Origin of the sequence: Streptomyces sp. P9(2023) (genome assembly GCF_032436795.1) — a bacterium.
GTDB lineage: Bacteria > Actinomycetota > Actinomycetes > Streptomycetales > Streptomycetaceae > Streptomyces.
Map to the genome: position 1 here is coordinate 72,964 of NZ_JAUPWM010000015.1, position 26,029 is coordinate 98,992.

Sequence of the window (26,029 nt, forward strand, 5' to 3'; positions counted from 1 at the left end):
CAAGACGCACCGACTGGCCGAACTGCGCGAGTTCCTGATGAACCGCCGGGCCCGGGTCTCCCCGGCCGAGGCGGGGCTCCCGGACGGCGGCGCCCGCCGCCGCACGCCCGGCCTGCGCCGCGAGGAGGTCGCCGTCCTCGCGGGCGTCGGCGTCTCCTGGTACCAGTGGCTGGAACAGGGCCGGGACATCACGGTCTCCCCGCAGGTCCTCGACGCGGTCGCGCGCGTACTGCGGCTCAGCCCGGCCGAGCGGCGCCATCTGTACGTCCTCGCCGCCCTCAACCCGCCCGCGCCCGAGGTCGATCCGGCGGCGCGGGACATGTGCGCGGGGCTGCGGCGGCTGATCGACGCGTGGATGCCGTTCCCGGCGCACATCATGGACGTGTACTGGAACGCGATCATGTACAACGACTCGGCGTCGGTGGTCCTGGGCATGCGGCCCGAGACCTCGCAGAACTGCCTGATCTCCTTCTTCACCGACCCGCTGTACCGCTCCCGCGCCGCCGACTGGGAGCGCCTGGCGCCCCAGGTCGTCGCCCAGTTCCGGGCCGCCTGCTCGGACTGCCCCGACGACGACGGCTTCCAGGCGGTCGTGGCGGAGGCGAAGGCGGCGAGCGAGGAGTTCACGGCGCTGTGGGAGCGGCGGGACATCGCCCCGGGCGGCCAGATCCGCAAGCTGATCGGACACCCGATCGCCGGCGAACTCCATCTGGAGGCGACGCAGTTGCGGGTACCCGCCCGGCCCGACCTGACGATCGTCATGCACGCCCCGCTGCCGGTCGCGGACACCGAGGCGAAGCTGGCCTGGCTGGTCTCGCCGGAGGGGCGGCGCGGGGCGATGTACCCGATCGCGGGCTGAACGGGACTCCGGGCGCACGGAGTTGTCGGCGGGCCCGTATATGCTCCTGGCGATCCGGCCGTCCCCTCCCTCCGGTGCCGGTTTGTCCCGTAACTCGCACCCATAAAGGGCACTCGCATCATGCGCACTCGCATACGCCACGGCCTGGCCGCGGCCCTCGCCGTCTCCGCTCTCTCCCTCACCGCCGCGTGCGGTGGCGGCGACGCCAAGGGCGACACCACGAAGGACAAGGCCGCCGACAAGCCGGCCGCCGAGCAGACCACGTCGGCCGCGCCCGCGGCCACCACGCCCCTGACCGCCGCGCAGATGAAGGCCGCCGCGCTGGAGCTGAAGGACCTGCCGTCGGGCTGGAAGGTCACGAAGACCCCGACGGACGAGCTCAAGGTCACCTCCGACAAGCCCGAGTGCGCGCCGCTCGCGAGCGCGCTCGGCTCCGACTTCCCCGGTGGCACGAAGGGCGCGTCCGCCGAGTTCTCCCGGGGCAACAACGAGTCCGAGATCGTCGAGGACGTCGCGACCTTCCCCGGCACCGGCGCCGCGGACTTCACCAAGAAGATCGACACCGCCCTGGCGAGCTGCACCGGCTTCACGGCCGACTCCGACGGTACGAAGATGAAGCTGGGCGTCGAGAAGCTCACGGCCCCGCAGGGCGCCGAGGAGACGCTCGCCTTCCGGCTGAAGCTGAACCTCGCCGAGGGCATCACCATCGAGCCGACGATCATGATCGCCCGCCAGGGTTCCGGCATCGTCCGCTTCCTGCACCTCGCGGACACCCCGGGCGGCAAGGGCGAGTTCGACGCCCTCGCCAAGATCGCCGCCGGCAAGCTGGCCAAGGCCGGGCAGAGCTGACCCCGTGCCCCGACCTATCCTCGGGGCATGACGAATCAGCCCGATCACGGCGACCTCGGCGCCGAGGACCTCAAGATCATCACGCTGGCGCGCAGCGCCCGCGCCCGAAACGGTGTGCCCGAGGGCGCGGCGGTACGGGACGAGACCGGCCGCACCTATGTGGCCGGGACCGTGGCCCTGGAGTCGCTCAAGCTGAGCGCGCTGCAGACCGCGGTCGCGATGGCCGTGGCCAGCGGGGCCCAGTCCCTGGAGGCCGCGGCCGTCGTCTCGACGGCCGACGCCGCCTCGGACGAGGACCGCGCGGCCGTACGCGACCTCGGCGGCCCCGACACGCCCGTGCTGCTCGCCGGGCCCGACGGGCAGCTGCGCGCGGCGGTCACGGCGGGCTGAGGCCCGGCGGCGAAGCACCGAGGGGGCCCGGCATCGCGCCGGGCCCCCTTTGCGCGCTTGTGAAAAATCAACGGAACGTCTCTTGTCTTCCCCGGCTCGTTGCGCGTCAATGACAGCGATCGGTCCGACGGACCGTCAGATTCACGCCTTCACGCAGCGTCCGCACCCCTGCGTGCTTCATCGGGAAGGGGTACGACCCTCATGAGAGGCAGAAACAGAGGCAGATTAGGCATCGGCGCGGTCCTCGCGGGCGCGCTCGCGGTGACCGGACTCGCCTTCGCCCCGGCCGCCGGCGCCGTCACGCCGGGCAGTGCCACGGCCACGTACGACTGCGGGATATGGGGCGGCGGGCTCGCCACCCTCGCGGCCACGCAGAGCGGCACGGCCGCGACGATCACCCTCACCTCGGCCGTCAAGACGCCGGTCGCGGTCGGGGCCGACACCATCAACGCGCAGCTGACGATGGCCAGGGGCGCCGGCGGCACCGTCGTGTTCAGCGGCCAGAAGAACCCGGCCCTGGCGGCGCAGCAGTCCGTCACCATCGGTCCGCTCGACGCGACCGTGGCCGTCGGCGACAGTCTCAACTCGTACTTCGCGGGCACCGCGCTCACGATGACGATCTTCGGTGTCACCGTGAACTGCGACGCGGTCACCTCGCAGTCGCCCGGCCCGTTCGTCTTCTAGCGCGATCCCTTCGTTCGCGTCATTCGTTCGCGTCATCCACCGGCGTCGCCCTGGGCGACGCCGGTACCTGTGCTGCACCCCTTGTGACCTGGTGAAACGTCGATCTTGACAGCATCTGATGGGTCATCAGACGGTGCATTTCGATTCCATTGACTTCTCCTGGCCGGCAGCCGTCAATGGCGCCCTCTCATCCCTCAGGAGGGGTCACACATGGCACACATCCGAACCCGGGCGGGGACCCGAAGACGGCGCTGGACCGCCGCTCTCGGCGCCACCGCCCTCGTGTTCGCCGCGGGCGGCGCGCTGGCGTCTCCGGCCGGCGCGCTGGGGAGCGCGTCCGCGCCGGTGGACTTCACCACCCGCTGCGTCCCGCCGCCGATCGCCGGCATTCCGCCCATCGAGGGCACCACGACCGCCGAGATCACGGTCGACAAGGCCGCACCCAAGGTCGGCGACACCGTCACGGTGACCTACACGATCACCAAGCCGGCCGCCTCGAACCCCGTCGACCTGGCCCTGCCCGCCGACATCATGACCCCGAGCGGCAAGGTCGTCCTCGGTGGCGCCCAGTCCGGCGCGGTCACCGTCACCGGCCCCAAGAAGAACCCGCCCGTCCCCGGAAAGGGCACCTTCCCGCCGTTCTCGATGACCGGCACGTTCACGGTCACCGCGCCCGGATCGATCACTCTCTCGCCCGGCGACTACAACATCCACACCAGCTACATCATGGAGCTGGACACCCCCTGTACGGTCCTCAACCCGCCCGCGCCCGTCTCCGAGACGGTCGTCGCGAGCGCGCAGCCGGGCGCCAACGAGCGGAACATCTCGCTCGGCGCGGCCTCCGGGGCACCGGGCGTCCGGGTCACCGTGACCGGCGCCAAGTTCACCCCGCTCGCCGAGGTCACCGTCGTCGGCCGGGCCGGCGCCGCGGAGACCCCCGACAAGATGACCGTCACGACCGACAGCGAGGGCGGATTCGTCGCCCGCCTGAAGGTCGACGACAAGGCGACCACCGGGATCGTGGCGTACGAGGGGGCGGCCTGGGACCCGGAGAAGGGCGCCGGACCGGCCGCGTACACCGTCGTCGACGACACCCCGCAGCCGCCGAACAGCCAGAAGCTCACGGCGGCGGTCACCGCGGGCGAACTGTCGATGACCCAGGCCGGTGACGCGGTCCAGCTGTCGTCCGTCGACTTCGGTCAGGGCGGCGCGGCGGCCGGCGATCTGAAGACGGTGACGGTCAAGGACTTCCGCGGCGGCCCCGCGGGCTGGTCCCTGACCGGCAAGGTCACCGACTTCACCGGCCCCGGCGGGTCTATCGGCGCCGGCGCGCTCAGCTGGACCCCGGCCTGCACCACCAAGGCCGGCAGCCCGAGCACCTGCGTACCCGGCTCGGCGGGCGCGGTTGGCAGTGGCGGGGCGACCCTCGCCTCGACCCCGAACGGCACGCTCACCGGCGGTGAGTTCACCGTCGACGCCAAGGTCTCCCTCGACGTCCCGGCGTTCACCGCGCCCGGTTCGTACGCGGGCGTCCTGACGCTCACGCTCAGCTGACCGCAGCAGTACACAGCGGGCCGGGCGCGCACCCGGTCGGCCCGCTCCGACCCCGGGGGGTACTCCGCACCGTGCGCAGCAAGCTGTACGTCCTCGTCCTGACCGCCCTCCTGATGGTCGTCGCGGCCCCCGCCGCCCAGGCCGCCGAGAACGGCGAGTGGGCCGTCTATCCGGCCGCCTCCCAGCTCGGCGGCCGGCCGTACTTCTACCTCTCCGCCGACCCCGGCACGACCGTCAAGGACCAGGTCACCGTCGCCAACAAGACCGGCGCCCCGCTGACCTTCCGGCTCTACGGCGCCGACGCCTACAACACCGAGCGGGACGGCGGCTTCGCCGTCCGCACCAGCCAGGAGAAGCAGACCGGCGCCGGAGCCTGGATCAAGCCCGACCGCGCCCGCGTGACCGTCCCGCCGCGCTCCGCCGTCACGGTCCCGTACACCCTCACCGTCCCCGAGGACGCGGAGCCCGGCGACCATCCCGGCGCCGTCGTCGCCCTCGACGAGCGCGTGGAGGCCGGGTGGGGGTCCCCCCAGGGCGAAGCCCTAGGGGGAGGCTCGGTCGCGGTCGGCGTCCAGCGCGCCGTCGGGGCCCGGGTCTACCTCCGGGTCAACGGCCCCACGGTCCCGGCCCTCGCCGTCGAGGACGTCACCCTCGACCAGGACCGGCCGCTCGTCCCCGGCGCGGGCACCTCTACCGCCACCATCTCGTTCACCCTCCACAACCGCGGCAACGTCACCCTCAACCCCAAGGTCGCCCTGCGCGCCGAGGGCGTCTTCGGCCGCACCCTGCTCGCCCGCGACCTGGCGAAGATCCCCTCCGAGCTGCTGCCCCGCCAGAAGATCCGGCTGACCGAGCGGTGGACGGGTTCGCCGCAGTTCGACTGGGGCGAGGTGACGCTCACGGCCACCGCGAAGGACGTACGGGAGTCCGGCGGCGCCTCCTTCCTCGCGCTGCCCTGGGTGGCCGCCGCGGCCGTCCTGGCCGGGGGAGCGGCGGCGCTGATCGGGCTCCGGGTGAGGCGGGTCCAGGCGGGCCGCGCGGGTTCCGCGGGGCACTGAGCGGTGCACTGGGTACGTGACGGGGCGCGCATCGGGGAGAATGGCCTCCATGAGCGCTCGTAACCAAGAATCCGAAGCCGTCCACCGGGCCGGCTTCGCCTGCTTCGTAGGCCGCCCCAACGCGGGCAAGTCCACCCTCACGAACGCTCTGGTCGGCCAGAAGGTGGCGATCACCTCCAACCGGCCGCAGACCACCCGGCACACCGTCCGTGGCATCGTGCACCGCCCGGACGCGCAGCTGATCCTGGTGGACACGCCGGGCCTCCACAAGCCGCGCACGCTGCTCGGTGAGAGGCTGAACGACGTCGTGCGCACGACGTGGGCCGAGGTCGACGTGATCGGCTTCTGCCTGCCCGCCGACCAGAAGCTCGGCCCCGGCGACCGCTTCATCGCCAAGGAGCTGGCCGGGATCAAGAAGACCCCGAAGGTCGCGATCGTCACCAAGACCGACCTGGTCGACTCCAAGACGCTCGCCGAGCAGCTGATCGCCGTCGATCAGCTCGCCAAGGAGCTGGGCTTCGAGTGGCGGGAGATCGTGCCGGTGTCGGCGGTCGGCGACAAGCAGGTCCAGCTCGTCGCGGACCTGTTGATCCCGCTCCTTCCGGAGTCCCCGCCGCTCTACCCGGAGGGCGACCTCACGGACGAGCCGGAGATGGTGATGGTCGCGGAGCTGATCCGCGAGGCCGCGCTTGAGGGCGTACGGGACGAGCTGCCGCACTCGATCGCGGTGGTGGTCGAGGAGATGATCCCGCGCGAGGACCGCCCGGCGGACAAGCCGCTGCTCGACATCCACGCGAACGTCTACATCGAGCGCCCCAGCCAGAAGGGGATCATCATCGGCCCGAAGGGCAGCCGCCTGAAGGAGGTCGGGATGAAGTCCCGCAAACACATCGAGGCGCTCCTCGGCACCCCGGTCTTCCTCGACCTCCACGTCAAGGTCGCGAAGGACTGGCAGCGCGACCCGAAGCAGCTCCGCAAGCTTGGGTTCTAGCCGGGCCCGGCACCGTCGGGCCGGAGGCCGGCGCAGCCGTCCGAAGCCCGCGAGGCCCCCTGGGGCCTCGGGGTGCGAGGGCGGCAGTGAGAGAGGGGTCCCGAAGCAGCTCCGCAAGCTTGGGTTCCAGGGCGCTCACGCTCCAGGGCGCTCACGCTCCAGGCCCCTCACGCTCCAGGGCCCTCACGCTCCAGGACCGCTACGCGCCCTCTTTCAGGACCTTCGTGATCAGGGCGCGCTGCGGGGCGGTCAGGCGGGGGTCGCAGCAGCGGACCGTCTCGCCGTCGACGGTGATCTCGTACGAGAACCCGTCCGGCCCCGCCCTGCCGTCGTCGCCGCCCTCGCGGAGGACGGCGACGGCCAGGGTGTGGAACTCCACGGCGTCCGGCACGGCCGAGGTGTCCACCTCGGCCGTCCGCTCGATGCCCGCGAAACCACCGGTGCGTCGCACTCGAATTCGCATGGCCCCTGTCTACCAGCCGGCCCGTCAGTCCGTGGGTACCCCGACGGCCGCCCACGCCTTCAGGACGGCCTGGATCTCCGCCCCGTCGCCGTAGCGCGCCTTCGCCGCCGCCACCGTGGCCTGCGCGAACTCGTCGAACCGGGTCTCGGGGGTGAGCGTGCCGCCCGTCATCACGTCGTACCAGACCTGCCCCGCGCGCTCCCAGGCGTTGCCGCCCAGCTCCGTCGCCGCGAGGTAGAAGGCGTGGTTCGGGATGCCCGAGTTGATGTGGACCCCGCCGTTGTCCCGGCTGGTGCGCACGTAGTCGTCCATGTGGCCCGGCTGCGGGTCCTTGCCGAGGACGTCGTCGTCGTACGCCGTGCCCGGCGCCTTCATCGAGCGGAGCGCCGTCCCCTGCACATTCGGGTGGAACAGCCCCTCACCGATCAGCCAGTCCGCCTGATCGGCGCTCTGGCCGAGCGCGTACTGCTTCACCAGCGAGCCGAAGACGTCCGAGACGGACTCGTTGAGCGCGCCGGACTGGCTGAAGTACTCCAGGTTCGCCGTGTGCTGCGTGAAGCCGTGCGCCAGCTCGTGGCCGATCACGTCCACCGGCAGGGTGAAGTCGAGGAAGATGTCGTCGTCGCCGTCGCCGAACACCATCTGCTCGCCGTTCCAGAAGGCGTTGCCGTAGTTCCGGTCGTAGTGGACGGTCGCGAGCAGCGGCAGCCCCGCGCCGTCGACCGAGTCCCGGCCGAAGGCCTGCAGGAAGAGGTCGAAGGTGGCGCCGAGCCCCGCGTACGCGCGGTTGACGGTGGCGTCCCCGGTGGCCTCCTGGCCCTCCTCGCGGACCACGACGCCCGGCAGCTCGGTGCCGTTCTGCGCGTCGTGGATCGTGCGCCGGGGGCGGGCGGGCGCGGGCTCGGACGGCGGCGCCGCGGTCGGCGCGCCGGCCGACCGGGCAAGGACGCGGCCGGTCCGGTTCGCCGCGTCGGCGACCAGGGTGCGCCGGGCGGCGGCCGCGACGGCCGGGTTGTCGGAGGCCGCGAGGTGTTCGAGCAGGTGCGGCGGCACGATCGTGCAGAACACCGGATGGACGGGCGGGTACGCGTGGGAGGTCATCCCAGCAATGTGGCACTGGGTCATGAGACTGTCACTAGCGGCGACCATGATCCGCGAGATGGAGTGATTCGTCACGCTTTCCTATTATCGGCATGACCGTCCCGCATACTGAAACAAGATGTCCGCGCTCGGCGGACCTCAGCTAGGCTGCGGCACATCATGCGTTTCGGGCTGCTTCTCCTTAGCTGCCGCGGCGAGGGCCTGTAGTCGTAGGCCGACCCCCTCCCCGCGGGACCTGGTGTTGCGTTCGACAGTCGGCCGTCCCTCTTTGTTGGACCCGAGGAGCCCTACGCAATGTCCCAGCCCGTTGGCCGCCCGACGCCCATCACCAACGCCACCCAGACGCAGAAGCCGTCCGGCATGCCGATCCACAAGTACGGCCGGTACGAGGCCGTGCACATCCCCGATCGCACCTGGCCCGAGCAGCGCGTCACCAAGGCCCCCCGCTGGCTGTCGACCGACCTGCGCGACGGCAACCAGGCCCTGATCGACCCGATGAGCCCCGCCCGCAAGCGCGAGATGTTCGACCTGCTGGTGCGCATGGGCTACAAGGAGATCGAGGTCGGCTTCCCGTCCTCCGGCGACACCGACTTCAACTTCGTACGCTCCATCATCGAAGAGGGCGCGATCCCGGACGACGTCACCATCTCCGTCCTGACCCAGGCCCGCGAGGACCTGATCGAGCGGACCGTGGAGTCCCTGGTCGGCGCCAAGCGCGCCACCGTCCACCTGTACAACGCCACCGCGCCCACCTTCCGCCGGGTCGTCTTCCGCGGTTCGAAGGAGGACATCAAGCAGATCGCCGTCGACGGCACGCGGCTGGTCATGGAGTACGCGGACAAGCTGCTGGGCGACGAGACGGTCTTCGGCTACCAGTACAGCCCGGAGATCTTCACCGACACCGAGCTGGACTTCGCCCTGGAGGTCTGCGAGGCGGTCTGTGACGTCTGGCAGCCCGAGGAGGGCCGCGAGATCATCCTCAACCTGCCCGCCACCGTGGAGCGTTCGACGCCGTCCACGCACGCGGACCGGTTCGAGTGGATGTCCCGGAACCTGACCCGCCGCCCGTACATCTGCCTGTCCGTCCACCCGCACAACGACCGCGGTACGGCCGTGGCGGCGGCCGAGCTGGCCATCATGGCCGGTGCCGACCGCATCGAGGGCTGCCTGTTCGGGCAGGGCGAGCGGACCGGCAACGTCGACCTGGTGACGCTGGGCATGAACCTGTTCTCGCAGGGCGTCGACCCGCAGATCGACTTCTCGCAGATCGACGAGATCCGCCGCACCAGCGAGTACTGCAACCAGATGGAGGTCCACCCGCGCCACCCCTACGCGGGCGACCTGGTCTACACCGCCTTCTCCGGCTCCCACCAGGACGCCATCAAGAAGGGCTTCGACGCCATGGAGGCCGACGCGGCCGCCGCCGGCAGGACCGTGGACGAGATCGAGTGGGCGGTGCCGTACCTGCCCATCGACCCGAAGGACGTCGGCCGTTCCTACGAGGCCGTCATCCGGGTCAACTCGCAGTCCGGCAAGGGCGGTATCGCGTACGTCCTGAAGAACGACCACAAGCTGGACCTGCCGCGCCGGATGCAGATCGAGTTCTCGAAGATCATCCAGCAGAAGACGGACACCGAGGGCGGCGAGGTCACCCCGGCCGCGATCTGGTCGGTCTTCCAGGACGAGTACCTGCCGAACCCGGGCAACGCCTGGGGCCGTATCCAGCTGCGCTCCGGCCAGACCACCTCCGACACGGACGGCACCGACACGCTGACCGTCGAGGCGGTCGTGGACGGCGCCGACACCGTCCTGAGCGGCTCGGGCAACGGTCCGATCTCCGCCTTCTTCGCCGCGCTGCAGTCGATCGGCGTGGACGCCCGGCTGCTGGACTACCAGGAGCACACGATGAGCGAGGGCGCCTCCGCGCAGGCCGCCTCGTACATCGAGTGCGCCATCGACGGCCAGGTCCTGTGGGGCATCGGTATCGACGCCAACACCACCCGCGCCTCGCTGAAGGCCGTCATCTCGGCGGTCAACCGCGCGGCACGCTGATCCGGTCCGGCACCGGTCCGGTCGAATCTTCACGGAGGCACCGTCGCCCGCTCTCCCCGTCACCCGTTCCGGTTGACTCGGGGAGGAGCGGCCGGCGGTGCCTCCGCCGTTTCCCCGCACCGCCTCCGACGGCGTCGCGTCTCGGCCAAGTCGAGGACGATCTGCCGACGGGGTGCTGACGCCACATCACGGATGTGGCTAACATCACTCCCCACGTCGGCAAAGTCGCCGGTTCGTCAAGGGAGGTGCGGCGTGAGGTCTGCCCGAGAGTCACGCGGACGAAAAGTAAGCCTCTGCGGCATTCGTACCTCATGGAACACGGTCGGCGACGGCGAGTTCTTCTGCGAGGAGTGCGGCGGCGACCGCAACTACCGGCGCCGGACCGGACGTCGGCGGTTCGCCGTCCTCGGTGTTCCGCTGCTGCCCCGCGGCCACGCCGGGCCGGTCGTCGAATGCGCCGCCTGTCACACCCACTTCGGCACCGACGTGCTGGACCACCCCACGACGAGCCGGTTCGGCGCGATGCTGCGGGACGCCGTGCACACCGTCGCCCTCGCCGTGCTGGCGGCCGGCGGCACCTCGTGCCGTACGGCCGTGGACACCGCGGTCACGGCGGTCCGCGCCGCCGGGTACGACGAGTGCACCGGCGTCCAGCTCACCGACCTGGTCGAGGCGCTCGCCGCCGACACCGGCCGGTTCCTGCCGGACGCCGAATGCGGGGGCGCGGCCCTCGCCATCGAGCTGCACGAGGCCCTGGAGCCGCTCGCCCCGCACCTGGCCGCCTCCGGGCGCGAATCGATCCTGCTCCAGGGCGCCCGGATCGCGCTCGCGGACGGGGCGTACAGCCCGGCGGAGCGGGACGTCCTGAACACCGTCGGCAACGCGCTGGCGCTGTGCGCGGACGACACGGCCCGGCTGCTCGCGACGGCGCGGACGCTCCTGTAGCCACCACTCGATCGGGTCATGGCTCGATGTTGTGGTTGAGGCGGAAGAGGTTGCCGGGGTCGTAGTGGCGCTTGACCGCCCGCAACCGGTCGTAGTTCTGCCGGTAGTTGGCCCGTACGCGGGCCTGGTCGTCGGTGTCCATGAAGTTGACGTAGCCGGCCTCCTGGGTGTGCGGCCGCAGGGCCTCGTCGTACCGCCGCGTCCAGGCGATGTTGGCCTCGTTGTCGGCGGGGTCGGTGTGCGTCGTGCCGAACGCGGCCGAGAAGGAGGCGTCGCGGTAGGCGAACGCGGTGTCCTCGGGGCCGACGCGGTGGCACGCGCCGTCGATCGGGAAGATCGCCGTGTCGCTCTCCATCGAGGGCAGCGTCTCCCCGTACCGCATGTGGACGTCGATGGCGCCGTCGGTGAGATCGCGGCTGAAGTTCCCCTTCCAGTAGTGGTAGAGCCCCGGCGGCAGGTCGTCGTCGAAGAGCGTGTTGACCATCGGGTACGGCATCCGCTCCACGAACCTGCCGACGACGGGGCCCAGCTCGTCGAGGAGGGCGAGCACCTTCTCGTCCTCCGTCGCCGGGCCGCTGAAGCAGGTCATCAGGCCGCAGACCGGGCGGCCGTGCCAGCGCTCCGGCAGGAACGGCAGGTCGGGGCCGAGCACCATGAGGAAGATCGTGTTGAGCTCCTCGGGGGCGTCGGTGACCATGTCGCGCCAGCGGCGGGCCACGTCGGCGTCGAGCGGATAGAGGACGACGCCGCCGAGGACGTCCGCGACCGGGTGCAGCCGGTACGCGAACGAGGTGACGACGCCGAAGTTCCCGCCGCCGCCGCGCAGCGCCCAGAAGAGGTCGGGGTGGTGATCGGCGTCGCAGGTGAGGAGGGTGCCCTCGGCGGTCACGACGTCGGCCTGGACGAGGTTGTCGCAGCTCAGCCCGTAGCGGCGGGCCAGGTTGCCCATGCCGCCGCCGAGGGTGAGGCCGGCGATGCCGGTGGTGGAGATGACCCCGCCGGTGGTGGCCAGGCCGAAGGCGTGCGTGGCGTGGTTGAAGTCGCCCCAGGTGGCGCCGCCTTCGGCGCGGGCGGTACGGGTAACGGGGTCGACGTGGACGGAACGCATCCGGGACAGGTCGACGACGAGCCCGTCGTCGACGGTGCCGTAGCCGGCGACGGCGTGGGCGCCGCCCCGGACCGCGAGCGGCAGCGCGTGGTCCCGGGCGAAGAGCACGCCGGCGATCACGTCGCCCGCGTCCACGGCCCGGACGACGACGGCCGGACGGCGGTCGTGGAGGGCGTTGTAGACCTTGCGGGCCTCGTCGTAGGCGGCGTCGCCGGGGACGACGACATCGCCCCGGACGGCGCCGCGCAGGGTGTCGAGCGCATCGGGGAGGGTCTGTGTGGTGTCCATGTACCCGTTCTAGGCCGGGGGCGCCGGTGCCGGCATCGCGCGAACCACCCACATCGGGCCGGGGCCGGGGATGGGCGATACGGCCTATGCCGGGGCCGGGGCGAGCCCGTGGGAGTGGGCGTAGGCGCCGGCGGCGGTACGGGTGGTCACGCCCAGCTTGGCGAAGATGTTGTTGAGGTGGCGGGCGACCGTGTGCTCGCTGATGACGAGGGCCTGGGCGATGTCCCGGTTCGTGCCGCCCGCCGCGACGAGCCGCAGCACCTCCGCCTCCCGGGCGGTCAGGCCGCCGGGCAGTGCACGGCGGCGCTCGGTGAGCAGGGCCGCCGCGCGGCGGGCGTCCGGCAGCGCGCCGAGCCGCTCGAAGGCCGCCCGGGCCGCCGTCAGCTCCAGCCGGGCCGCCTCCTCGTCACCGGCGACGCGGTCGGCGGCGGCGAGCAGCATCCGTACCTGCGCGGCCTCGTACGGGACGCGCAGCTCCAGCCAGCCCGCGAGCGCGCGACGCAGCGGGCGCTGGGCCTCGGCCTCGTGCCGGGCGAGCTCCAGGGCGCCGCGCGCGGTGTCGGCCATGGCGGCCAGGAGCGGTACGTCTCCGCCCTCGGTGAGCCCCTCCAGCTCCCGGACCGCCGCCTCGGCTCCTTCCACGTCCCCGACGGCGAGGGTGACCTCCGTCTGCGCGGCGAGCAGCCGGGCCCGGCCCAGGAGGTCGTGACTCGGGTCGCTCTGACAGGTCAGCGCCAGCCGCAGCCCGGCCACGGCCGCGTCGGCCTTGCCCTGGGCGAGGCGCAGCAGCGCGAGTCCCGGCTGCGGGACCCGGCCGAGCTCATGGGCGTGCCCGTAGGAGAGGGCGGCGTCGGCCAGCCGTCCCTGGCGGCGGCGGATCTCCCCGGCCGCGTAGTACGCCTCGGCGGCGGCGTCCAGGTTGTCCACCGTCACCTCGGTGCACACCTTCCCGGCCTCGTGCTCGGCGAGCGTCCAGGCGCCGAGCAGATCGAGCACCTCGACGTGGTGCAGCCGGCACAGCCCGCGGAAGGGGTTGTCGGTGAGGGAGGAGGATGCGGCGGTCGGCGTGCTGGGTGCGGTCGTCGCGGTCGTTGCGGCCGGTGAGCTCGGTGAGCTCGGTGAGCTGGGTGAGCTCGGTGCGCTCGGCAGCTCGGGCGACCGGGCGTGCGGGGGCCACGGGGGCTCGCACCAGGTCATCGCCGCGTCCGTCCACTCCACGGCGCGGGCGAGGTCCGCCGCCTCCATGCACTGGGTGATCGCCAGACAGAAGAGCCAGCCGGTGAACGTACCGCTCAGTTCGCCCGCGAGGACGGCGACCATCGCGTCGTCGAGGAGGGCCATGCCCTCCGCCCTGCGGCCCTGCGCGACGAGGACCGCCGCCAGGGCCTGGCGGCTCAGGGCCACCAGACCCGGGTCGCCGGACGCGGCGGCGATACGGTTCATGCGCCGCGCGGCGGCCAGGGCCGCGGCCGGGTCCCGCTGTTCCTGGGCCTCCTCCGCGTCCGTCCAGGCGAGGAAGCACTGCTCGGGGCAGTCCGGTACGTGCTCCAGGTGGTGCCGCGCCCGGTGCAGCCAGCCCGCCGCGGCCGACGGGCGGCCCAGGCAGCGGTACTCGTAGTGCAGCCACCACGCCACGGCCCCCGCGCCCCGGTGGTCGCCGGCCGCCAGGTACGCCGCGTGGGCCCGCAGCCGTGCGGCGACCGACTCGTCCACGCGGCCCGTCCACCAGGCGGCGTCCGCGAGCATGTCCAGGTCGGCGGGTGCCGGCGCTGCGGAGGGGTGCCGGTCGGCCTCGGCCAGCAGCACGTACGCCTCGGCCCACGACTCCCGAGCCACCGCGTCCCGCGCCCGCGCGACGGCAGAAATCGGCTCGACGGGGACGGCAGCCACGACCGCTCACTTCCCTTCCCGCCCCCCGGGTCCTTCCAGAATATGGGTGGGCGCCGCCCCTGGCCCGTCGGTGCTTCCCGCTACTCCCCGGGGAGTAATCACCGCCGCGCGCCGCCCCCGGCAGTAGCGCCCAACTCGGCCGTCAGCGCGACGAATCCTCCTCCGAGCGCCGGGATTCTGGGATCGACCCGAAAGAGGACCGATGGAGGGAGGCCCGCGATGGAGGGCCGTAAGAGAATCGTCGGCTGGGGGGTGCTGGCCCTGTGGGTGATCGTGATCGCCCTCGCCGCACCCCTGGCCGGAAAGCTCGGCGACGTCCAGCGCGACCGCGCCGTCGACTACCTGCCGGCGAGCGCCGACTCGACCCAGGTCGCGAAGATCACCGAGCAGCTGCCCGGTGGTGAATCCACCGACCTGGTGCTCGTCTACCACCGCGAGGGCGGACTGACCTCTGACGACAAGGCCGCCGCCGCCCGGGAGGTGAAGCAGGTCGCCGCCGATCACCCGCTCACCTCGACGCCGAGGGCCGTCCCGTCCGAGGACGGCACCACCCTCCTGTACGCCGTGTCCAGTACCGAGCCCGGTACGGACGAAACGGCCAGGGACGCCCTCGTCCGCGACATCCGCGAGACCGTGAGCGGCGAGGTCGGCGGTCCCGGCGCCCTCGCCACGGACGCGAGCGAGGTCTACAACTCGCTCGACGGCCCGCTCCTCTACACGACCGTCGCCGTCGTCGCGATCCTGCTGATCCTCATCTACCGCAGTCCGTTCCTCTGGCTCGTCCCGCTGGTCGTCGCCGGAGTCGCCGACTACCTCTCCATGGCCGTCACCTACGCCCTCAACCAGGGCTTCGACATCAGCGTCTCCGGACAGAGCACGGGTGTCATGACGATCCTCGTCTTCGGCGCCGGCACCGACTACGCGCTGCTCCTCGTCTCCCGGTACAGAGAGGAACTGCGCCGCTTCCCGCGCCCGTACGACGCCATGGTCGCCGCCCTGCGCGGCTGCGGGCCCGCCGTCCTCGCCTCCTCCGGGACCGTCGCCCTCGGCATGCTCTGCCTGCTCGCCGCCGACATGAACAGCAGCCGGGGGATGGGGCCCACGGCCGCCGTCGGCGTGCTGTGCGCCCTCGTCGCGATGATGACACTGCTCCCCGCACTGCTCGTCGTCCTCGGGCGGCGGGTGTTCTGGCCGCTGATCCCGGCATACGGGAGCGAGCCGAAGGCCGGGCGCAGGTCCCTCTTCGCCGCCATGGGCTCCTCGGCGGGACGCCGCCCCCTCGCCGTCCTGCTCACGGGCGCCGCCGCCCTGGCCGCCCTCGCGCTCGGCGCGCTGAACCTTCCCGGAGCGCTCAAGCAGGAGGACTCCTTCACCTCCACCCCGGAGGCGGTCGCCGCGATGAAGACCCTGGCCGCCGCGTACCCGGAGCTGGGGACCCAGCCCATCACCGTCGTCGCCCCGACGGGCGCCTCCGGCGCAGCCCTGGAGACCGCGCGCGGGACCGAGGGAGTCGCGCGGGCCGAGCGCGGCCGCAGCGGCGACGGCTGGACGGAGATATCCGTCGTCGCCGCGCATCCGCCGCAGTCCGCGGCCGAGACCGGGACGATCAGGGAGCTACGATCCGCGCTCGGCGACGGCGTGTACGTCGGCGGGGCCGGCGCCGAACAGCTCGACATGACCGACACCAACGCCGGCGACCGGAACATCGTCGTCCCGCTCGTCATCGTCGTCGTGCTGATCGTGCTGATCGTGCTGCTGCGGAGCCTCGTCGCACCACTGATCCTGGTCGCCGCGGTCGTCGCCGTCTGGGGCGCGGCCCTCGGCATCGGCGGACTCGTCTTCGAGTCCCTCTTCGGCTTCGAGGGCACGGATCCGGGCCTGGCGCTGCTCTCCTTCGTCTTCCTCGTCGCCCTCGGCGTCGACTACGGCATCTTCCTGATGCACCGGATGCGCGAGGAGTGCCTGAACGGTGTGGAGCCGGGCGCGGCGGCCCTGACGGCCCTGCGCACGACCGGTGGCGTGATCGCCTCGGCGGGGCTCGTCCTCGCCGCCACCTTCGCGGTCCTGGTGAACATGCCGATGGTGCAGCTGGCGGAGCTCGGCTTCGTCATCGCGGTCGGCGTCCTGCTCGACACCTTCCTCGTCCGCACGTACCTCGTCACGAGCGCGAGCGTGCTGCTCGGCCGGAAGGTGTGGTGGCCGGGCCCGTTGGCCAAGAAGCCCGCGTCAACAGCCGGTTCAGGGCCGGAGCGGGAGCCCGTACGGGTCTGATCCGGGGCGGGTGGGGGGCTCCCCGGACTGTCAGGAGCCCCCGCCCGCAGGGAGGATGAACACCATGGACTTCGCAGCGGCTTTCACCCGTGACCCGCAGGCGGCGACGCACCCGGTGCGGCGCGACGCGACGGCCGCCGCGGCCTTGGCGGTGCTCGCGGCGGTGATCGCGCTCACCGTCGACGACGGCCGCCGGCTGGACGCTCTCGGCTGGGCGCTGCTGCTCGCCACGTACGTATCGCTGGCCTGGCGGCGCAAGGCGCCCATGCCGGTGCTGCTGGCCATGGCGGCCTGCGTCGCCCCGTACCACGGCCTTGACTACATGCATCTGGCGCCGCTACCCGCCACGATGACCGCGCTGTACACGGTCGCGGCCACCGGCCGGGCGAAGCGCACGGTGATCGTGGGTCTCTCCGTCACGTCCCTCACGCTCACCATGCAGCTCTTCGTCAACCCGCACGAGATGGTGGAGGTGCTGAGGGTCTCCGGCTGGGTGATCGCCATGCTGGTCTTCGCCCTGGTCGCCCGGGGACTGAACAACACGGAGATCGCCGAGGCGCTGGGGCTGTCCCCGCTCACCGCGAAGACCCATGTCAGCCGCATCATGGGCAAGCTCTCGGCCCGGGACCGGGCCCAACTCGTCATCGTCGCCTACGAGTCGGGCCTGGTGGCCCCGGGCCGCTGAGACGCCGCCGAGACGGGGCGGGCCCCGCCGGCGGGTGCCGACGGGGCCCGGTCGTACGGGGGACGGGCGCGGCGTCAGCCGAGCTCGACGCCGCTCGCGCGGAGCATGTCCTCGCGTTCGACGATCTTCACGCGCTCGCGGCCCTGCGGCTCGCCCAGCGCCTTCTCGGCGGCGTCGAGGGCGTACCAGCCCTCCCATGTCGTGTACGTGAGGCCCTTGCCCTCCAGGAAGGCGACGACAGCGTCCGTCTCCGGGGTGGCGGGCGTGAGGAGCCGGCTGTTCGCGAAGTCGTCCAGCAGGTTCGCGACCGTCTCGTTCGCGTCGCCCTTGGTGTGGCCGATGAGGCCGACCGGGCCGCGCCGGATCCAGCCGGTGACGTACGTCGACGCCAGGTGGTCGCCGCCCTCCTCGATGACCCGGCCGCCCTCGTCCGGGACGGTGCCGCTGACGGTGTCCCAGGGCAGCTTGGGCAGCTCGTCGGAGAGGTAGCCCACCGCGCGGTACACGGCCTGCACGTCCCAGTCCGTGGTCCGACCCGTGCCCTTGACGTTCCCTGTCCCGTCCAGCTCGGTGCGCTCGGTGCGCAGGCCGACGACCTTGCCGTCCTCGCCGAGGATCTCGACGGGCGACTCGAAGAAGTGCAGGAAGAGCTTGTGCGGGCGGTCGCCGACGTCGCGGATCGCCCAGTTCTCCAGGGTCTTGGCGACCATGTCGGTCTGCTTGTTCTTACGACGCTCGGCGATCGAGCCCTCGTCGTAGTCGATGTCCTCGGGGTTGACGATGACCTCGATGTTCGGCGAGTGGTCCAGCTCGCGCAGCTCCATCGGGCTGAACTTCGCCTGCGCCGGGCCCCGGCGGCCGAAGACGTGGATCTCGACGGCCTTGTTGGCCTTGAGCCCGTCGTAGACGTTCGCGGGGATCTCGGTCGGCAGCAGCTCGTCCGCGGTCTTGGCGAGGATGCGCGCGATGTCGAGCGCCACGTTGCCGACGCCGAGCACGGCGACCTTCTCCGCCGAGAGCTCCCAGGTGCGCGGAACGTCCGGGTGGCCGTCGTACCAGGACGCGAAGTCGGCGGCGCCGAAGGTGCCGTCCAGCTCCACGCCGGGGATCTTCAGCTCGCGGTCGGCCATGGCGCCGGTCGAGAAGACCACGGCGTCGTAGAACGAGCGCAGGTCGTCCAGGTGCACGTCGGTGCCGTAGTCGATGTTGCCGAAGAGCCGGACCTGCGGCTTGTCGAGCACCTGGTGCAGGGCGTTGATGATGCCCTTGATGCGGGGGTGGTCGGGCGCGACGCCGTACCGGATCAGACCGAAGGGGGCCGGCATCCGCTCGAAGATGTCGATCGACACGCCCGGCTCGGCGGCGGCCTCGGACTTCAGCAGCGCGTCAGCGGCGTAGATCCCGGCGGGGCCGGCGCCGACTATCGCGACCCGGAGAGGGCGGGGCATGTCAGGGTTCCCTTCGCAAAACGACGCGACGACGATGGCTGTCGTCACTTAGGTCACCCTAAATAACGCCCGAAGCGCGCCGGTACCCGCCCCCGGTCTATGGCCCCATAAGACGGACTTATGGGTTCCATAAGGCAGGTCGGGAATCGCTCCTAGCCGCCGAAGGCGGGGAGGGCCAGGGCGGCCGTCCCGTAGACGATGAGCGCGGCGACGGCGGTGATGAACAGGAACAGGGTCACCCCGCCCACCAGGCTGCCCCACCCCTCGCAGACGACCGCGGTATTCGGCTTCCGCGGGTGGTAGGCGACGCGGACGGTGCCGTTCTGCTTGGTGCCCCAGATGTGATGGGTCACGCCGTCGGTGTCCGTGTACGCGAGGGTGGTGTTGCCGTTCCGGTAGACCTGCCTCGCGTCCACGGTGATGCCGTAGCGGGGCAGATACCACCCGCGCCACACCGACGCCAGCCCCGCCCAGCTGAGGAAAAATGCTCCCACGCCCAGTTCCCCGAGCAGCAGTGTCGCGATCCCGCGGCCCCCGTTCCTGTCGAGCACACCGACGACGACGGCGAGGACCGCGACCGCGGCGGCGGCGGTGTAGAACGTCCACTTGTCGGGGGCGGGAAGTCCGCGCTGTACGTCGTCCAGGTCCTCGCCCCCGTCCTCGTCGGCGTCGGCCGTCCGCAGGCTGCGGATCGTGACGAGCGTGGCGCCGTCGACCGTCTCCTCGCCGGCGGGACGTGCGGGCAGCGCGCCGTTCACCACGTCGGCGAAGGCGGTGGCGGCGGCCCGGCTCACGTCCTCGATCCGGTACACCGTCGGCTCGGCCAGGGCGGGAGCGGTCAACTCCAGGGCGACGTCCCGCCCTTGGGCCCGGACCCGCGCGATCGCCGCGAACGGGATGCGCAGCACCTCGTCGGGACGGCTCAGCACCAGCTCCTCGCCCTCGGCGCGGAGTTCGGTGCCTCGGTTGCCTTGGAGGACGGGTACGGGCGAGGTAGTCGACATGCGCGTGATCGTAAGGCGCGAGGTCCACGCGGTGAAGGGGATATGAGGGTTTCGTTCGGGACCCGTGGTGTGTACGGTCCGCCTGTGAACTTGGTGACTGTGGTGCTCGTTTGTTTCATCATCGCGTCCGTGCCGCTCTGCATCTTCAGCCTGATGCTGATGTCCGGTGAGGGGGCCGAACTGAAGAAGATGAAGGAGCTGAGCGAATCCGGCATCGAGGTCCAGGCGCGCCTGGTGAGCCTGGTGCCCTTCGGTACGCGGGGCTACGCGCACGCCGTGTACGAGTTCGAGTCCCCCGGCGGCGGGACCGCCCGGCACCAGAGCGGCGCGACGGTCGGCCCCGCGTACGTGGTCGGCGACTCGTACCCGCTCGTCCACCACCCCGAGAACACGAAGCGCCTGCACATGGGGACGATGTCGACGGTCCGCCGGGAGCGCAGGTCCCGCCAGAGCTCCGTGCGGGGCGCGCGGCGAACCGCACTCCTGTCCGTCGCGGCGGGCGTACTGGCGACGGTGGGTCTGATCGTCAGCCCTTGACGCCGGCGACGAACGTCGCCCAGGCGGGGGCGGCGACGATGAGGGCGGGGCCGGCGGGGTTCTTGCTGTCCCGGACGGGGACGACGCCGGGTACGTTGTCGAGGACCTCGACGCAGTTGCCGCCGTCGCCATCGCTGTAAGTGCTCTTGCGCCACGCGGCGCCGACGAAGTCGTACGCCACCTCGACACAGTCGCCGCCCTCGCCGTTGCTGTAGGAGCTCTTGAACCAGCGGGCGTTGCTCAGGTCGTACTCGCGCATCGTCTGTAGTCCTCAGCCGCCGATTCGATCAGGGCCAGGGACGCCTCCGGCGACTTAGCGGCGGCCCTGAGCAGATCGTAGGCGCGCTGTGCACGCTTCACCACTGCCGGATCGTCCAGCAACGTCCCCGAAAACGCCGTCTCTGTATAGCCCGTTGGCGGCGCGTCCTCGAACTCCATGAGCTTCAGTGAGCCGGCCATGGAGGCGTGCGCTCCCGCCGCCCGCGGCAGCACCATCACCAGCACCGCCCGCTCGCGCGCCAGCGCCGCCACGTGCTCCAGCTGTGCGGCCATCACGGCTGGCCCGCCCACGGGCGTCAGCAGCGCGTTTTCGTGCACGATCACCCAATACTCGGGTCTTGTAGCGGCCTTGAGGATCCGCGCCCGATCCAGCCGTGCGGTGACCTTCTCCTCCACGTACGCCTCGGTGACGAACGGGTTCGCCGCGAGCGTCACCGCCCGCGCGTACTCCGCCGTCTGCAACAACCCCGGCATCACCGTCGGCGCGAACTCGCAGATCTTCGTCGCCAGCGCCTCCAGCTCCACCACCGGCTCGAAATAGGACGCGTACGGCGAGGCGTCGATGAGATTGAGGCACGCTCGTTCGAAAAAACCTCCGGTTTGTAGGACCTCGTCGATTCGCTGAGCAACGTCCAGTTGCGGCTTCCGAATTCCCAGTTCGAACAGGCCGATGTATCCACCGGAGACGAACACCCGCTCGCCCAGCTCCTGCTGCGTAAGCCCCCTCGCCTCCCGCCTGGCCTTCAGTTCTTCGCCGAAGAACGCCCACGTGGCTTGCCGCTTGGCTTTGGCCATGGTTTGACTCCCGAACCCTGCCCCGCAGTTGTAGGACCTGCGCATCTATCGATTCTAGGGATCCGGAACCACCCTGGGTGCGGTAAACGGGAAATGGATTCGGAAAGGGGCGCGTTGGTGAAGGAACAAGGCACGCGGTCGATCACGGGGGCCGTCGAAGAAGCGAGCGAGACGGTGGCGGAATTGCGCGAGGCACTCGTACGGGCGGGAATCGTGCTTCCCTCCCTCGGGCTCGACGCCGTCACCCTCGCCGCCGACTCCCCGGGCCGGCCGCCGCTCATCGAATTGGGACGCTGCACGGTGGAAACGGCGCGGTTGCTGGCCGCCGCCGTACTCCCGCCTCGGGAAGAAGGGGGCCGGTCATGAAACTGCCCATCGGGTCGTACGTCATCGAGATCCGCACCGGACGTGTGGGCACGGTCATGGGACACGTGGGCCCGTACATCCAGCTGCGGCCGCTCGGCGGCGGGCGGGAGTGGGACGCCGAGCCCGAGGGGGTGCGCGAGGCCACCTCGGCGGAGCGGCTCCGCGCCGCGACCGCGCACGCGAACGCGCGCAGTCGCGGCGAGGTTCCCTGATCCCGCTCGCGTGACGTGTCGCCCGGCGGTCTGTTAGTCCATCCGCCTCGCCCGCGCTGCGCGCCCGTCGCCGCACCGGGTACGTGGTCGCCGCGAACCCGTTCGGAGTTCGCAATTCGTTGACCGCGAAAGGGAACGAGGTGTTCGGCATGGCGGGACGAGACCGGTTCGCGAGACCGGCGTACCGGATGGCTGCGGTGTCCGCAGTGACGGGGGCGTTGCTGGCGGGGGACTCACGGGGGCGCAGGCGGCGGCCCAGCCGGAGGGGCGGTACGTGGTCGTGTTGGAGGACTCGGCCCGTGACCGGCTCGACGCGATCGTGCGGGAGCACGGCCGGGACCATGGAGTGCGGGCGGGCTTCCGGTACCGACATGCGCTGGTCCGGGTACTCGGCGGTGGTCCCGGAGTCCCGGGTGGCCGCGCTGCGGGCGGCCGAGGACGTGAAGTCCGTGGCCCCCGATCTGCCCGTACAGGCCACCCAGCAGGTGCTGCCCACCGGGGTGGACCGGATCGAGGGCGACGTGAGCAGCACGCGCGCCGGGGACGGGACGGGTGCCGTCGACACGGCGGTGGCGATCCTCGACACCGGGATCGACGACCGGCGCCCTGATCTCAACGTGGCCGGCGGGATCAACTGCACGACGCCGCGGCCCGGGTCCTACCGGGACAGCAACGGCCACGGCACCCACGTGGCCGGCACCCTCGCCGCCCGGGACAACGGCGACGAGGTGGTCGGGGTCGCTCCCGGCGCCCGGCTGTAGGCGGTGAAGGTCCTCGGCTCCTCCGGCCGCGGATCCACCTCCAGCATCGTGTGCGGGCTCGACTGGCTGGCGAACAACGCCGCCACGCTCGGCATCAAGGTCGCGAACATGAGCCTCGGCGGCGACGGCGCCGACGACGGCAACTGCGGGCTCACCAACGGAGACCCGGAGCACCAGGCGATCTGCCGCGTGGTCGACGAGGCCGGCGTCACGATGGTGGTCGCCGCCGGCAACGACGCCGTCGACTTCGCCAACCACACTCCCGCCGCCTTCGACGAGGTCCTCACCGTGACCGCCATGGCCGACTTCAACGGCCTGCCCGGCGGCGGCGCCGCCCCGACCTGCCGGACCGACGAGGACGAGACCGCGGCGGACTTCTCCAGCTTCGCCGTCAGCACCGCGGACGCCGACCACACCATCGCCGGTCCGGGGGTGTGCATCGAGTCCACGCGCTCCCGTGGCGGCACCCTTGTCTTCTCCGGCACCTCGATGGCCTCGCCGCACGTCGCCGGCGCGGCCGCGCTCTGCCTCACCGGGCCGTGCGCGGGCATGACACCGGCCCAGGTGGCCGCCAAGCTCCGTACCGACGCCGCGGCCCAGCCCGCCGCGTACGGCTTCGCCGGCGACCCGAACGCGCCCGTCAGCGGGCGCTACTACGGACACCTCGTCCACGCCGGCGGCTACTGAGCCCCCTCCACGACGACGGAGCCCCGGGTACCGGCCCGGGGCTCCGTCGTCGTACGGGAGAATGGGGCCATGAGCCTGTTCCGCGACGACGGCATCGTGCTGCGCACCCAGAAGCTGGGTGAGGCGGACCGCATCATCACCCTGCTCACGCGCGGTCACGGGCGCGTACGCGCCGTAGCGCGCGGGGTGCGGCGGACCAAGTCGAAGTTCGGGGCCAGGCTGGAACCGTTCTCCCACGTCGACGTGCAGTTCTTCGCCCGGGGGAGCGAGCTGGTCGGGCGCGGGCTTCCGCTCTGTACGCAGAGCGAGACCATCGCCCCGTACGGCGGCGGGATCGTCACCGACTACGCCCGCTACACCGCCGGGACGGCGATGCTGGAGACGGCGGAGCGGTTCACGGACCACGAGGGCGAGCCGGCCGTGCAGCAGTACCTGCTGCTCGTCGGCGGGCTGCGCACCCTCGCCCGGGGCGAGCACGCGCCCCATCTGATCCTCGACGCTTTCCTGCTTCGCTCGCTCGCCGTCAACGGTTACGCGCCGAGCTTCGAGGACTGCGCGAAGTGCGGCCTGCACGGACCGAACCGGTTCTTCTCGGTCGCGGCGGGCGGCGTCATATGCGGCGACTGCCGGGTGCCCGGCAGCGTCGTACCCTCTCCGGAGGCCATCGGCCTGCTCAGCGCGCTGCTCAGCGGCGACTGGGCGACGGCGGACGCGTGCGAGCCGCGTCACGTCAGGGAGGGCAGCGGGCTGGTGTCCGCCTATCTGCACTGGCACCTGGAGCGCGGCCTGCGCTCACTGCGGTACGTAGAGAAGAGCTAGGAGACCCATCGCATGGCCATCGCACGACGCGGAATCCTCGGACGGAAGATCCGGGAGTACAAGACCCCGGAGCCGCACCCGTCCGGCGCGCGCCCGCCGAAGCTCCCCGCCGAGCTGGTGCCGAACCACGTCGCCTGTGTGATGGACGGCAACGGCCGCTGGGCCCAGGAGCGCGGGCTGCCGCGCACCGAGGGGCACAAGGTCGGCGAGGGCGTCGTCCTGGACGTACTCAAGGGCTGTCTGGAGCTCGGGGTGAAGAATCTTTCGCTCTACGCCTTCTCCACCGAGAACTGGAAGCGCTCGCCCGACGAGGTCCGCTTCCTGATGAACTTCAACCGGGACGTCATCCGGCGCCGGCGTGACGAGATGAACGAGCTGGGCATCCGGATCCGCTGGGTCGGCCGCATGCCGAAGATGTGGAAGTCCGTCGTCCAGGAGCTCCAGGTCGCGCAGGAGCAGACCGTCGACAACGACGCCATGACGCTGTACTTCTGCGTCAACTACGGCGGCCGCGCCGAGGTCGCCGACGCCGCGCAGGCCATCGCCCGGGACGTGGCGGCGGGCAGGCTCGACCCGTCGAAGGTCAACGAGAAGACCTTCCAGAAGTACCTGTACTACCCGGACATGCCGGACGTCGACCTCTTCCTCCGCCCCAGCGGCGAGCAGCGCACCTCCAACTACCTGATCTGGCAGAGCAGCTACGCCGAGATGGTCTTCCAGGACGTGCTGTGGCCGGACTTCGACCGCCGCGACCTGTGGCGGGCGTGCGTCGAGTACGCCTCCCGCGACCGCCGCTTCGGCGGTGTGGACCCGGCGGACATGGCCGTCCTCAACAAGACGTGACGGAGATGGGGGGACAGGTGGGGGGACAGATGCGCGAGGCCGTGGAGCTGGTCTACGTACCGACGCGGGCCGACGTGGTCGACGCCGTACGAGTACAGCTGCGGCACGGCATGTTCCGGCGGTTGCGGTGGGTGCTGCCTCCGGTCGCCGTCCTGGCGTTCCTGGTGGTCGCCCTGGAGCTGTTCGGCCCGGGCGAGCCGAACCGGGCGCGGGTGGCTCTCATGGTGGGGCTCGGGACGCTCGTCGCCGTGCTCGGGCCGCTGACGCCCCGGCTGGCCGCGCGGCAGGTGTTCGCGATGGTCGAACGGCAGGGGGAGTTCCGGGCCCGGGTGGACGAGCAGGGGGTCAGCTGGACCACGCGCGACGCCGAGACGGCCAACCGCTGGCCGATGATGCCCCGGTACGTCGAGACGCCGACGCAGTTCGTCCTGCTCTCGGCCGACAAGGCGCGGGCCGGTGTGGCCGCCCTGCCCAAGCGCGGGCTCGCCGACCCCGTCGACGTCGACCGGCTCCGTGATCTCCTGGACCGGAGCATCACCCGCCTCTGACGGGCGGCACGAAGACGCGCCACGGAAAGGGCCCGCACCGGATTCCTCCGGTGCGGGCCCTTTCCGTTACGTCAGATCACTTCGCGGCACACTCCACGCACGTGCCGAAGATCTCGACCGTGTGCGCCACGTTCACGTACCCGTGCTGGGACGCGATCGTCTCCGCCCACTGCTCCACCGCCGGGCCCTCCACCTCGACCGCCTTGCCGCACAGGCGGCAGACCAGATGGTGGTGGTGGTCGCCCGTGGAGCAGCGGCGGTAGACGGTCTCGCCGTCGCTGGTGCGCAGCGCGTCGACCTCGCCCGCGTCCGCCAGGGACTGGAGCGTGCGGTAGACCGTCGTGAGGCCCACCGAATCGCCCCGGTGCTTGAGCATGTCGTGCAGCTCCTGGGCGCTGCGGAACTCGTCCACCTCGTTCAGTGCCGCCGCGACCGCGGCCCGCTGTTTGGTCGAGCGGCCGCGTACGGGGGGTCCTGCCGTCGGTCCTGCCGTCGTCACAGGGGCCTCCTTGAAAGTTCCGTTGCCCCAGCCATTCTGCCAG

General features: G+C 71.5%; 26 protein-coding genes and 1 pseudogene. 18 read left to right on the top strand and 9 right to left on the bottom strand.

The window, feature by feature from the left end; genetic code table 11:
* The first annotated feature begins 37 nt into the window (after positions 1 to 37).
* The 7 genes from Q5762_RS20610 (at position 38) to era (ending at position 6,385) form a co-directional block, all read left to right on the top strand.
* Positions 38 to 859 carry a helix-turn-helix transcriptional regulator gene (locus tag Q5762_RS20610; RefSeq protein WP_399495215.1) on the top strand — a complete coding sequence of 274 codons (822 nt, stop codon included), beginning with the start codon at positions 38 to 40 and terminating at the stop codon, positions 857 to 859.
* A gap of 120 nt (positions 860 to 979) precedes the next feature.
* On the top strand, positions 980 to 1,708 hold the full coding sequence (locus Q5762_RS20615) for a hypothetical protein (RefSeq protein WP_315893648.1): 729 nt from the start codon (positions 980 to 982) through the stop codon (positions 1,706 to 1,708).
* A gap of 27 nt (positions 1,709 to 1,735) precedes the next feature.
* Entirely contained in the window at positions 1,736 to 2,098 is a 363-nt protein-coding gene (locus tag Q5762_RS20620) for a cytidine deaminase (RefSeq protein WP_315893649.1), read from the top strand.
* Positions 2,099 to 2,299: 201 nt separating this feature from the next.
* The gene (locus Q5762_RS20625) at positions 2,300 to 2,782 is read left to right on the top strand and encodes a hypothetical protein (protein WP_315893650.1); all 483 of its coding nucleotides are present in this window, start codon (positions 2,300 to 2,302) and stop codon (positions 2,780 to 2,782) included.
* A 210-nt stretch (positions 2,783 to 2,992) separates the two neighbouring features.
* The gene (locus Q5762_RS20630) at positions 2,993 to 4,336 is read left to right on the top strand and encodes a beta-xylosidase (RefSeq protein WP_315893651.1); all 1,344 of its coding nucleotides are present in this window, start codon (positions 2,993 to 2,995) and stop codon (positions 4,334 to 4,336) included.
* Positions 4,337 to 4,449: 113 nt separating this feature from the next.
* Complete coding sequence (locus Q5762_RS20635; protein WP_315893717.1) at positions 4,450 to 5,394, top strand: WxL protein peptidoglycan domain-containing protein; 945 nt, start codon at positions 4,450 to 4,452, stop codon at positions 5,392 to 5,394.
* Between the two features lie 40 nt (positions 5,395 to 5,434).
* Complete coding sequence (era, locus tag Q5762_RS20640; protein WP_399495211.1) at positions 5,435 to 6,385, top strand: GTPase Era; 951 nt, start codon at positions 5,435 to 5,437, stop codon at positions 6,383 to 6,385.
* Positions 6,386 to 6,584: 199 nt separating this feature from the next.
* Here the strand turns inward: era and Q5762_RS20645 are convergent, their stop codons facing one another.
* On the bottom strand, positions 6,585 to 6,848 hold the full coding sequence (locus Q5762_RS20645) for a protealysin inhibitor emfourin (RefSeq protein ID WP_315893653.1): 264 nt from the start codon (positions 6,846 to 6,848) through the stop codon (positions 6,585 to 6,587).
* Positions 6,849 to 6,872: 24 nt separating this feature from the next.
* Entirely contained in the window at positions 6,873 to 7,949 is a 1,077-nt protein-coding gene (locus tag Q5762_RS20650; RefSeq protein ID WP_315893654.1) for a M4 family metallopeptidase, read from the bottom strand.
* Positions 7,950 to 8,243: 294 nt separating this feature from the next.
* Between Q5762_RS20650 and leuA the strand changes: the two genes are divergently transcribed.
* Positions 8,244 to 10,001, top strand: coding sequence for a 2-isopropylmalate synthase (leuA, locus tag Q5762_RS20655; RefSeq protein WP_315893655.1), 1,758 nt, complete (start codon positions 8,244 to 8,246; stop codon positions 9,999 to 10,001).
* A 252-nt stretch (positions 10,002 to 10,253) separates the two neighbouring features.
* Positions 10,254 to 10,946 carry a TerB family tellurite resistance protein gene (locus Q5762_RS20660; protein ID WP_315893656.1) on the top strand — a complete coding sequence of 231 codons (693 nt, stop codon included), beginning with the start codon at positions 10,254 to 10,256 and terminating at the stop codon, positions 10,944 to 10,946.
* 16 nt (positions 10,947 to 10,962) lie between these two features.
* Here the strand turns inward: Q5762_RS20660 and Q5762_RS20665 are convergent, their stop codons facing one another.
* A complete protein-coding gene (locus Q5762_RS20665) occupies positions 10,963 to 12,342 on the bottom strand; it encodes an FAD-binding oxidoreductase (protein WP_315893657.1) in 1,380 nt (459 codons plus the stop codon).
* A gap of 84 nt (positions 12,343 to 12,426) precedes the next feature.
* Complete coding sequence (locus tag Q5762_RS20670) at positions 12,427 to 14,232, bottom strand: LuxR C-terminal-related transcriptional regulator (protein ID WP_315893658.1); 1,806 nt, start codon at positions 14,230 to 14,232, stop codon at positions 12,427 to 12,429.
* A gap of 219 nt (positions 14,233 to 14,451) precedes the next feature.
* On the opposite strand from Q5762_RS20670, the gene Q5762_RS20675 reads away from it, so the two are divergent.
* Entirely contained in the window at positions 14,452 to 16,503 is a 2,052-nt protein-coding gene (locus Q5762_RS20675; protein ID WP_315893659.1) for an MMPL family transporter, read from the top strand.
* Between the two features lie 64 nt (positions 16,504 to 16,567).
* Complete coding sequence (locus Q5762_RS20680) at positions 16,568 to 17,188, top strand: LuxR C-terminal-related transcriptional regulator (protein ID WP_315893660.1); 621 nt, start codon at positions 16,568 to 16,570, stop codon at positions 17,186 to 17,188.
* Positions 17,189 to 17,262: 74 nt separating this feature from the next.
* Here Q5762_RS20680 and Q5762_RS20685 read toward each other — a convergent pair whose 3' ends face one another.
* On the bottom strand, positions 17,263 to 18,636 hold the full coding sequence (locus tag Q5762_RS20685) for an FAD-dependent oxidoreductase (protein ID WP_315893661.1): 1,374 nt from the start codon (positions 18,634 to 18,636) through the stop codon (positions 17,263 to 17,265).
* A 152-nt stretch (positions 18,637 to 18,788) separates the two neighbouring features.
* Complete coding sequence (locus Q5762_RS20690; RefSeq protein WP_315893662.1) at positions 18,789 to 19,640, bottom strand: hypothetical protein; 852 nt, start codon at positions 19,638 to 19,640, stop codon at positions 18,789 to 18,791.
* A gap of 84 nt (positions 19,641 to 19,724) precedes the next feature.
* Here Q5762_RS20690 and Q5762_RS20695 point away from each other — a divergent pair, with 84 nt between their 5' ends.
* A complete protein-coding gene (locus Q5762_RS20695) occupies positions 19,725 to 20,177 on the top strand; it encodes a DUF3592 domain-containing protein (RefSeq protein ID WP_315893663.1) in 453 nt (150 codons plus the stop codon).
* Here Q5762_RS20695 and Q5762_RS20700 read toward each other — a convergent pair.
* Together Q5762_RS20700 and Q5762_RS20705 are read right to left on the bottom strand one after the other, a co-directional pair.
* Entirely contained in the window at positions 20,167 to 20,436 is a 270-nt protein-coding gene (locus Q5762_RS20700; RefSeq protein WP_315893664.1) for a DUF397 domain-containing protein, read from the bottom strand. The genes Q5762_RS20695 and Q5762_RS20700 overlap by 11 nt on opposite strands.
* Positions 20,418 to 21,251 (bottom strand): helix-turn-helix transcriptional regulator, encoded by an 834-nt coding sequence (locus tag Q5762_RS20705; RefSeq protein ID WP_315893665.1) that lies wholly within the window; start codon positions 21,249 to 21,251, stop codon positions 20,418 to 20,420. The genes Q5762_RS20700 and Q5762_RS20705 overlap by 19 nt, the downstream gene beginning before the upstream one ends.
* Before the next feature lie 117 nt (positions 21,252 to 21,368).
* On the opposite strand from Q5762_RS20705, the gene Q5762_RS20710 reads away from it, so the two are divergent.
* From Q5762_RS20710 to Q5762_RS20735, 6 genes and pseudogenes are all read left to right on the top strand, one after another.
* Complete coding sequence (locus tag Q5762_RS20710; RefSeq protein ID WP_315893666.1) at positions 21,369 to 21,617, top strand: hypothetical protein; 249 nt, start codon at positions 21,369 to 21,371, stop codon at positions 21,615 to 21,617.
* Positions 21,614 to 21,829, top strand: coding sequence for a hypothetical protein (locus Q5762_RS20715; protein WP_315893667.1), 216 nt, complete (start codon positions 21,614 to 21,616; stop codon positions 21,827 to 21,829). Before Q5762_RS20710 ends, Q5762_RS20715 begins: the two co-directional genes overlap by 4 nt.
* Before the next feature lie 371 nt (positions 21,830 to 22,200).
* Positions 22,201 to 23,277 (top strand): annotated as a pseudogene (locus Q5762_RS20720) (S8 family serine peptidase).
* Between the two features lie 69 nt (positions 23,278 to 23,346).
* On the top strand, positions 23,347 to 24,096 hold the full coding sequence (gene recO, locus Q5762_RS20725) for a DNA repair protein RecO (RefSeq protein WP_315893668.1): 750 nt from the start codon (positions 23,347 to 23,349) through the stop codon (positions 24,094 to 24,096).
* An 18-nt stretch (positions 24,097 to 24,114) separates the two neighbouring features.
* Entirely contained in the window at positions 24,115 to 24,939 is an 825-nt protein-coding gene (locus Q5762_RS20730; RefSeq protein ID WP_315893718.1) for an isoprenyl transferase, read from the top strand.
* Positions 24,940 to 24,968: 29 nt separating this feature from the next.
* Complete coding sequence (locus tag Q5762_RS20735; protein ID WP_315893669.1) at positions 24,969 to 25,487, top strand: YcxB family protein; 519 nt, start codon at positions 24,969 to 24,971, stop codon at positions 25,485 to 25,487.
* Positions 25,488 to 25,563: 76 nt separating this feature from the next.
* Here Q5762_RS20735 and Q5762_RS20740 read toward each other — a convergent pair whose 3' ends face one another.
* The gene (locus Q5762_RS20740; RefSeq protein ID WP_315893670.1) at positions 25,564 to 25,986 is read right to left on the bottom strand and encodes a transcriptional repressor; all 423 of its coding nucleotides are present in this window, start codon (positions 25,984 to 25,986) and stop codon (positions 25,564 to 25,566) included.
* Between the last annotated feature and the right edge of the window lie 43 nt (positions 25,987 to 26,029).

Excerpts from the sequence above, each read along its gene's own strand:
- Q5762_RS20610 (WP_399495215.1), top strand. The coding sequence starts at position 38 with ATGAACCGCCGGGCCCGGGTCTCCCCGGCCGAGGCGGGGCTCCCGGAC.
- Q5762_RS20615 (WP_315893648.1), top strand. The coding sequence starts at position 980 with ATGCGCACTCGCATACGCCACGGCCTGGCCGCGGCCCTCGCCGTCTCC.
- Q5762_RS20620 (WP_315893649.1), top strand. The coding sequence starts at position 1,736 with ATGACGAATCAGCCCGATCACGGCGACCTCGGCGCCGAGGACCTCAAG.
- Q5762_RS20625 (WP_315893650.1), top strand. The coding sequence starts at position 2,300 with ATGAGAGGCAGAAACAGAGGCAGATTAGGCATCGGCGCGGTCCTCGCG.
- Q5762_RS20630 (WP_315893651.1), top strand. The coding sequence starts at position 2,993 with ATGGCACACATCCGAACCCGGGCGGGGACCCGAAGACGGCGCTGGACC.
- Q5762_RS20635 (WP_315893717.1), top strand. The coding sequence starts at position 4,450 with ATGGTCGTCGCGGCCCCCGCCGCCCAGGCCGCCGAGAACGGCGAGTGG.
- era (WP_399495211.1), top strand. The coding sequence starts at position 5,435 with ATGGCCTCCATGAGCGCTCGTAACCAAGAATCCGAAGCCGTCCACCGG.
- Q5762_RS20645 (WP_315893653.1), bottom strand. The coding sequence starts at position 6,848 with ATGCGAATTCGAGTGCGACGCACCGGTGGTTTCGCGGGCATCGAGCGG.
- Q5762_RS20650 (WP_315893654.1), bottom strand. The coding sequence starts at position 7,949 with ATGACCTCCCACGCGTACCCGCCCGTCCATCCGGTGTTCTGCACGATC.
- leuA (WP_315893655.1), top strand. The coding sequence starts at position 8,244 with ATGTCCCAGCCCGTTGGCCGCCCGACGCCCATCACCAACGCCACCCAG.
- Q5762_RS20665 (WP_315893657.1), bottom strand. The coding sequence starts at position 12,342 with ATGGACACCACACAGACCCTCCCCGATGCGCTCGACACCCTGCGCGGC.
- Q5762_RS20675 (WP_315893659.1), top strand. The coding sequence starts at position 14,452 with ATGGAGGGCCGTAAGAGAATCGTCGGCTGGGGGGTGCTGGCCCTGTGG.
- Q5762_RS20680 (WP_315893660.1), top strand. The coding sequence starts at position 16,568 with ATGGACTTCGCAGCGGCTTTCACCCGTGACCCGCAGGCGGCGACGCAC.
- Q5762_RS20685 (WP_315893661.1), bottom strand. The coding sequence starts at position 18,636 with ATGCCCCGCCCTCTCCGGGTCGCGATAGTCGGCGCCGGCCCCGCCGGG.
- Q5762_RS20690 (WP_315893662.1), bottom strand. The coding sequence starts at position 19,640 with ATGTCGACTACCTCGCCCGTACCCGTCCTCCAAGGCAACCGAGGCACC.
- Q5762_RS20700 (WP_315893664.1), bottom strand. The coding sequence starts at position 20,436 with ATGCGCGAGTACGACCTGAGCAACGCCCGCTGGTTCAAGAGCTCCTAC.
- Q5762_RS20705 (WP_315893665.1), bottom strand. The coding sequence starts at position 21,251 with ATGGCCAAAGCCAAGCGGCAAGCCACGTGGGCGTTCTTCGGCGAAGAA.
- Q5762_RS20715 (WP_315893667.1), top strand. The coding sequence starts at position 21,614 with ATGAAACTGCCCATCGGGTCGTACGTCATCGAGATCCGCACCGGACGT.
- recO (WP_315893668.1), top strand. The coding sequence starts at position 23,347 with ATGAGCCTGTTCCGCGACGACGGCATCGTGCTGCGCACCCAGAAGCTG.
- Q5762_RS20735 (WP_315893669.1), top strand. The coding sequence starts at position 24,969 with ATGCGCGAGGCCGTGGAGCTGGTCTACGTACCGACGCGGGCCGACGTG.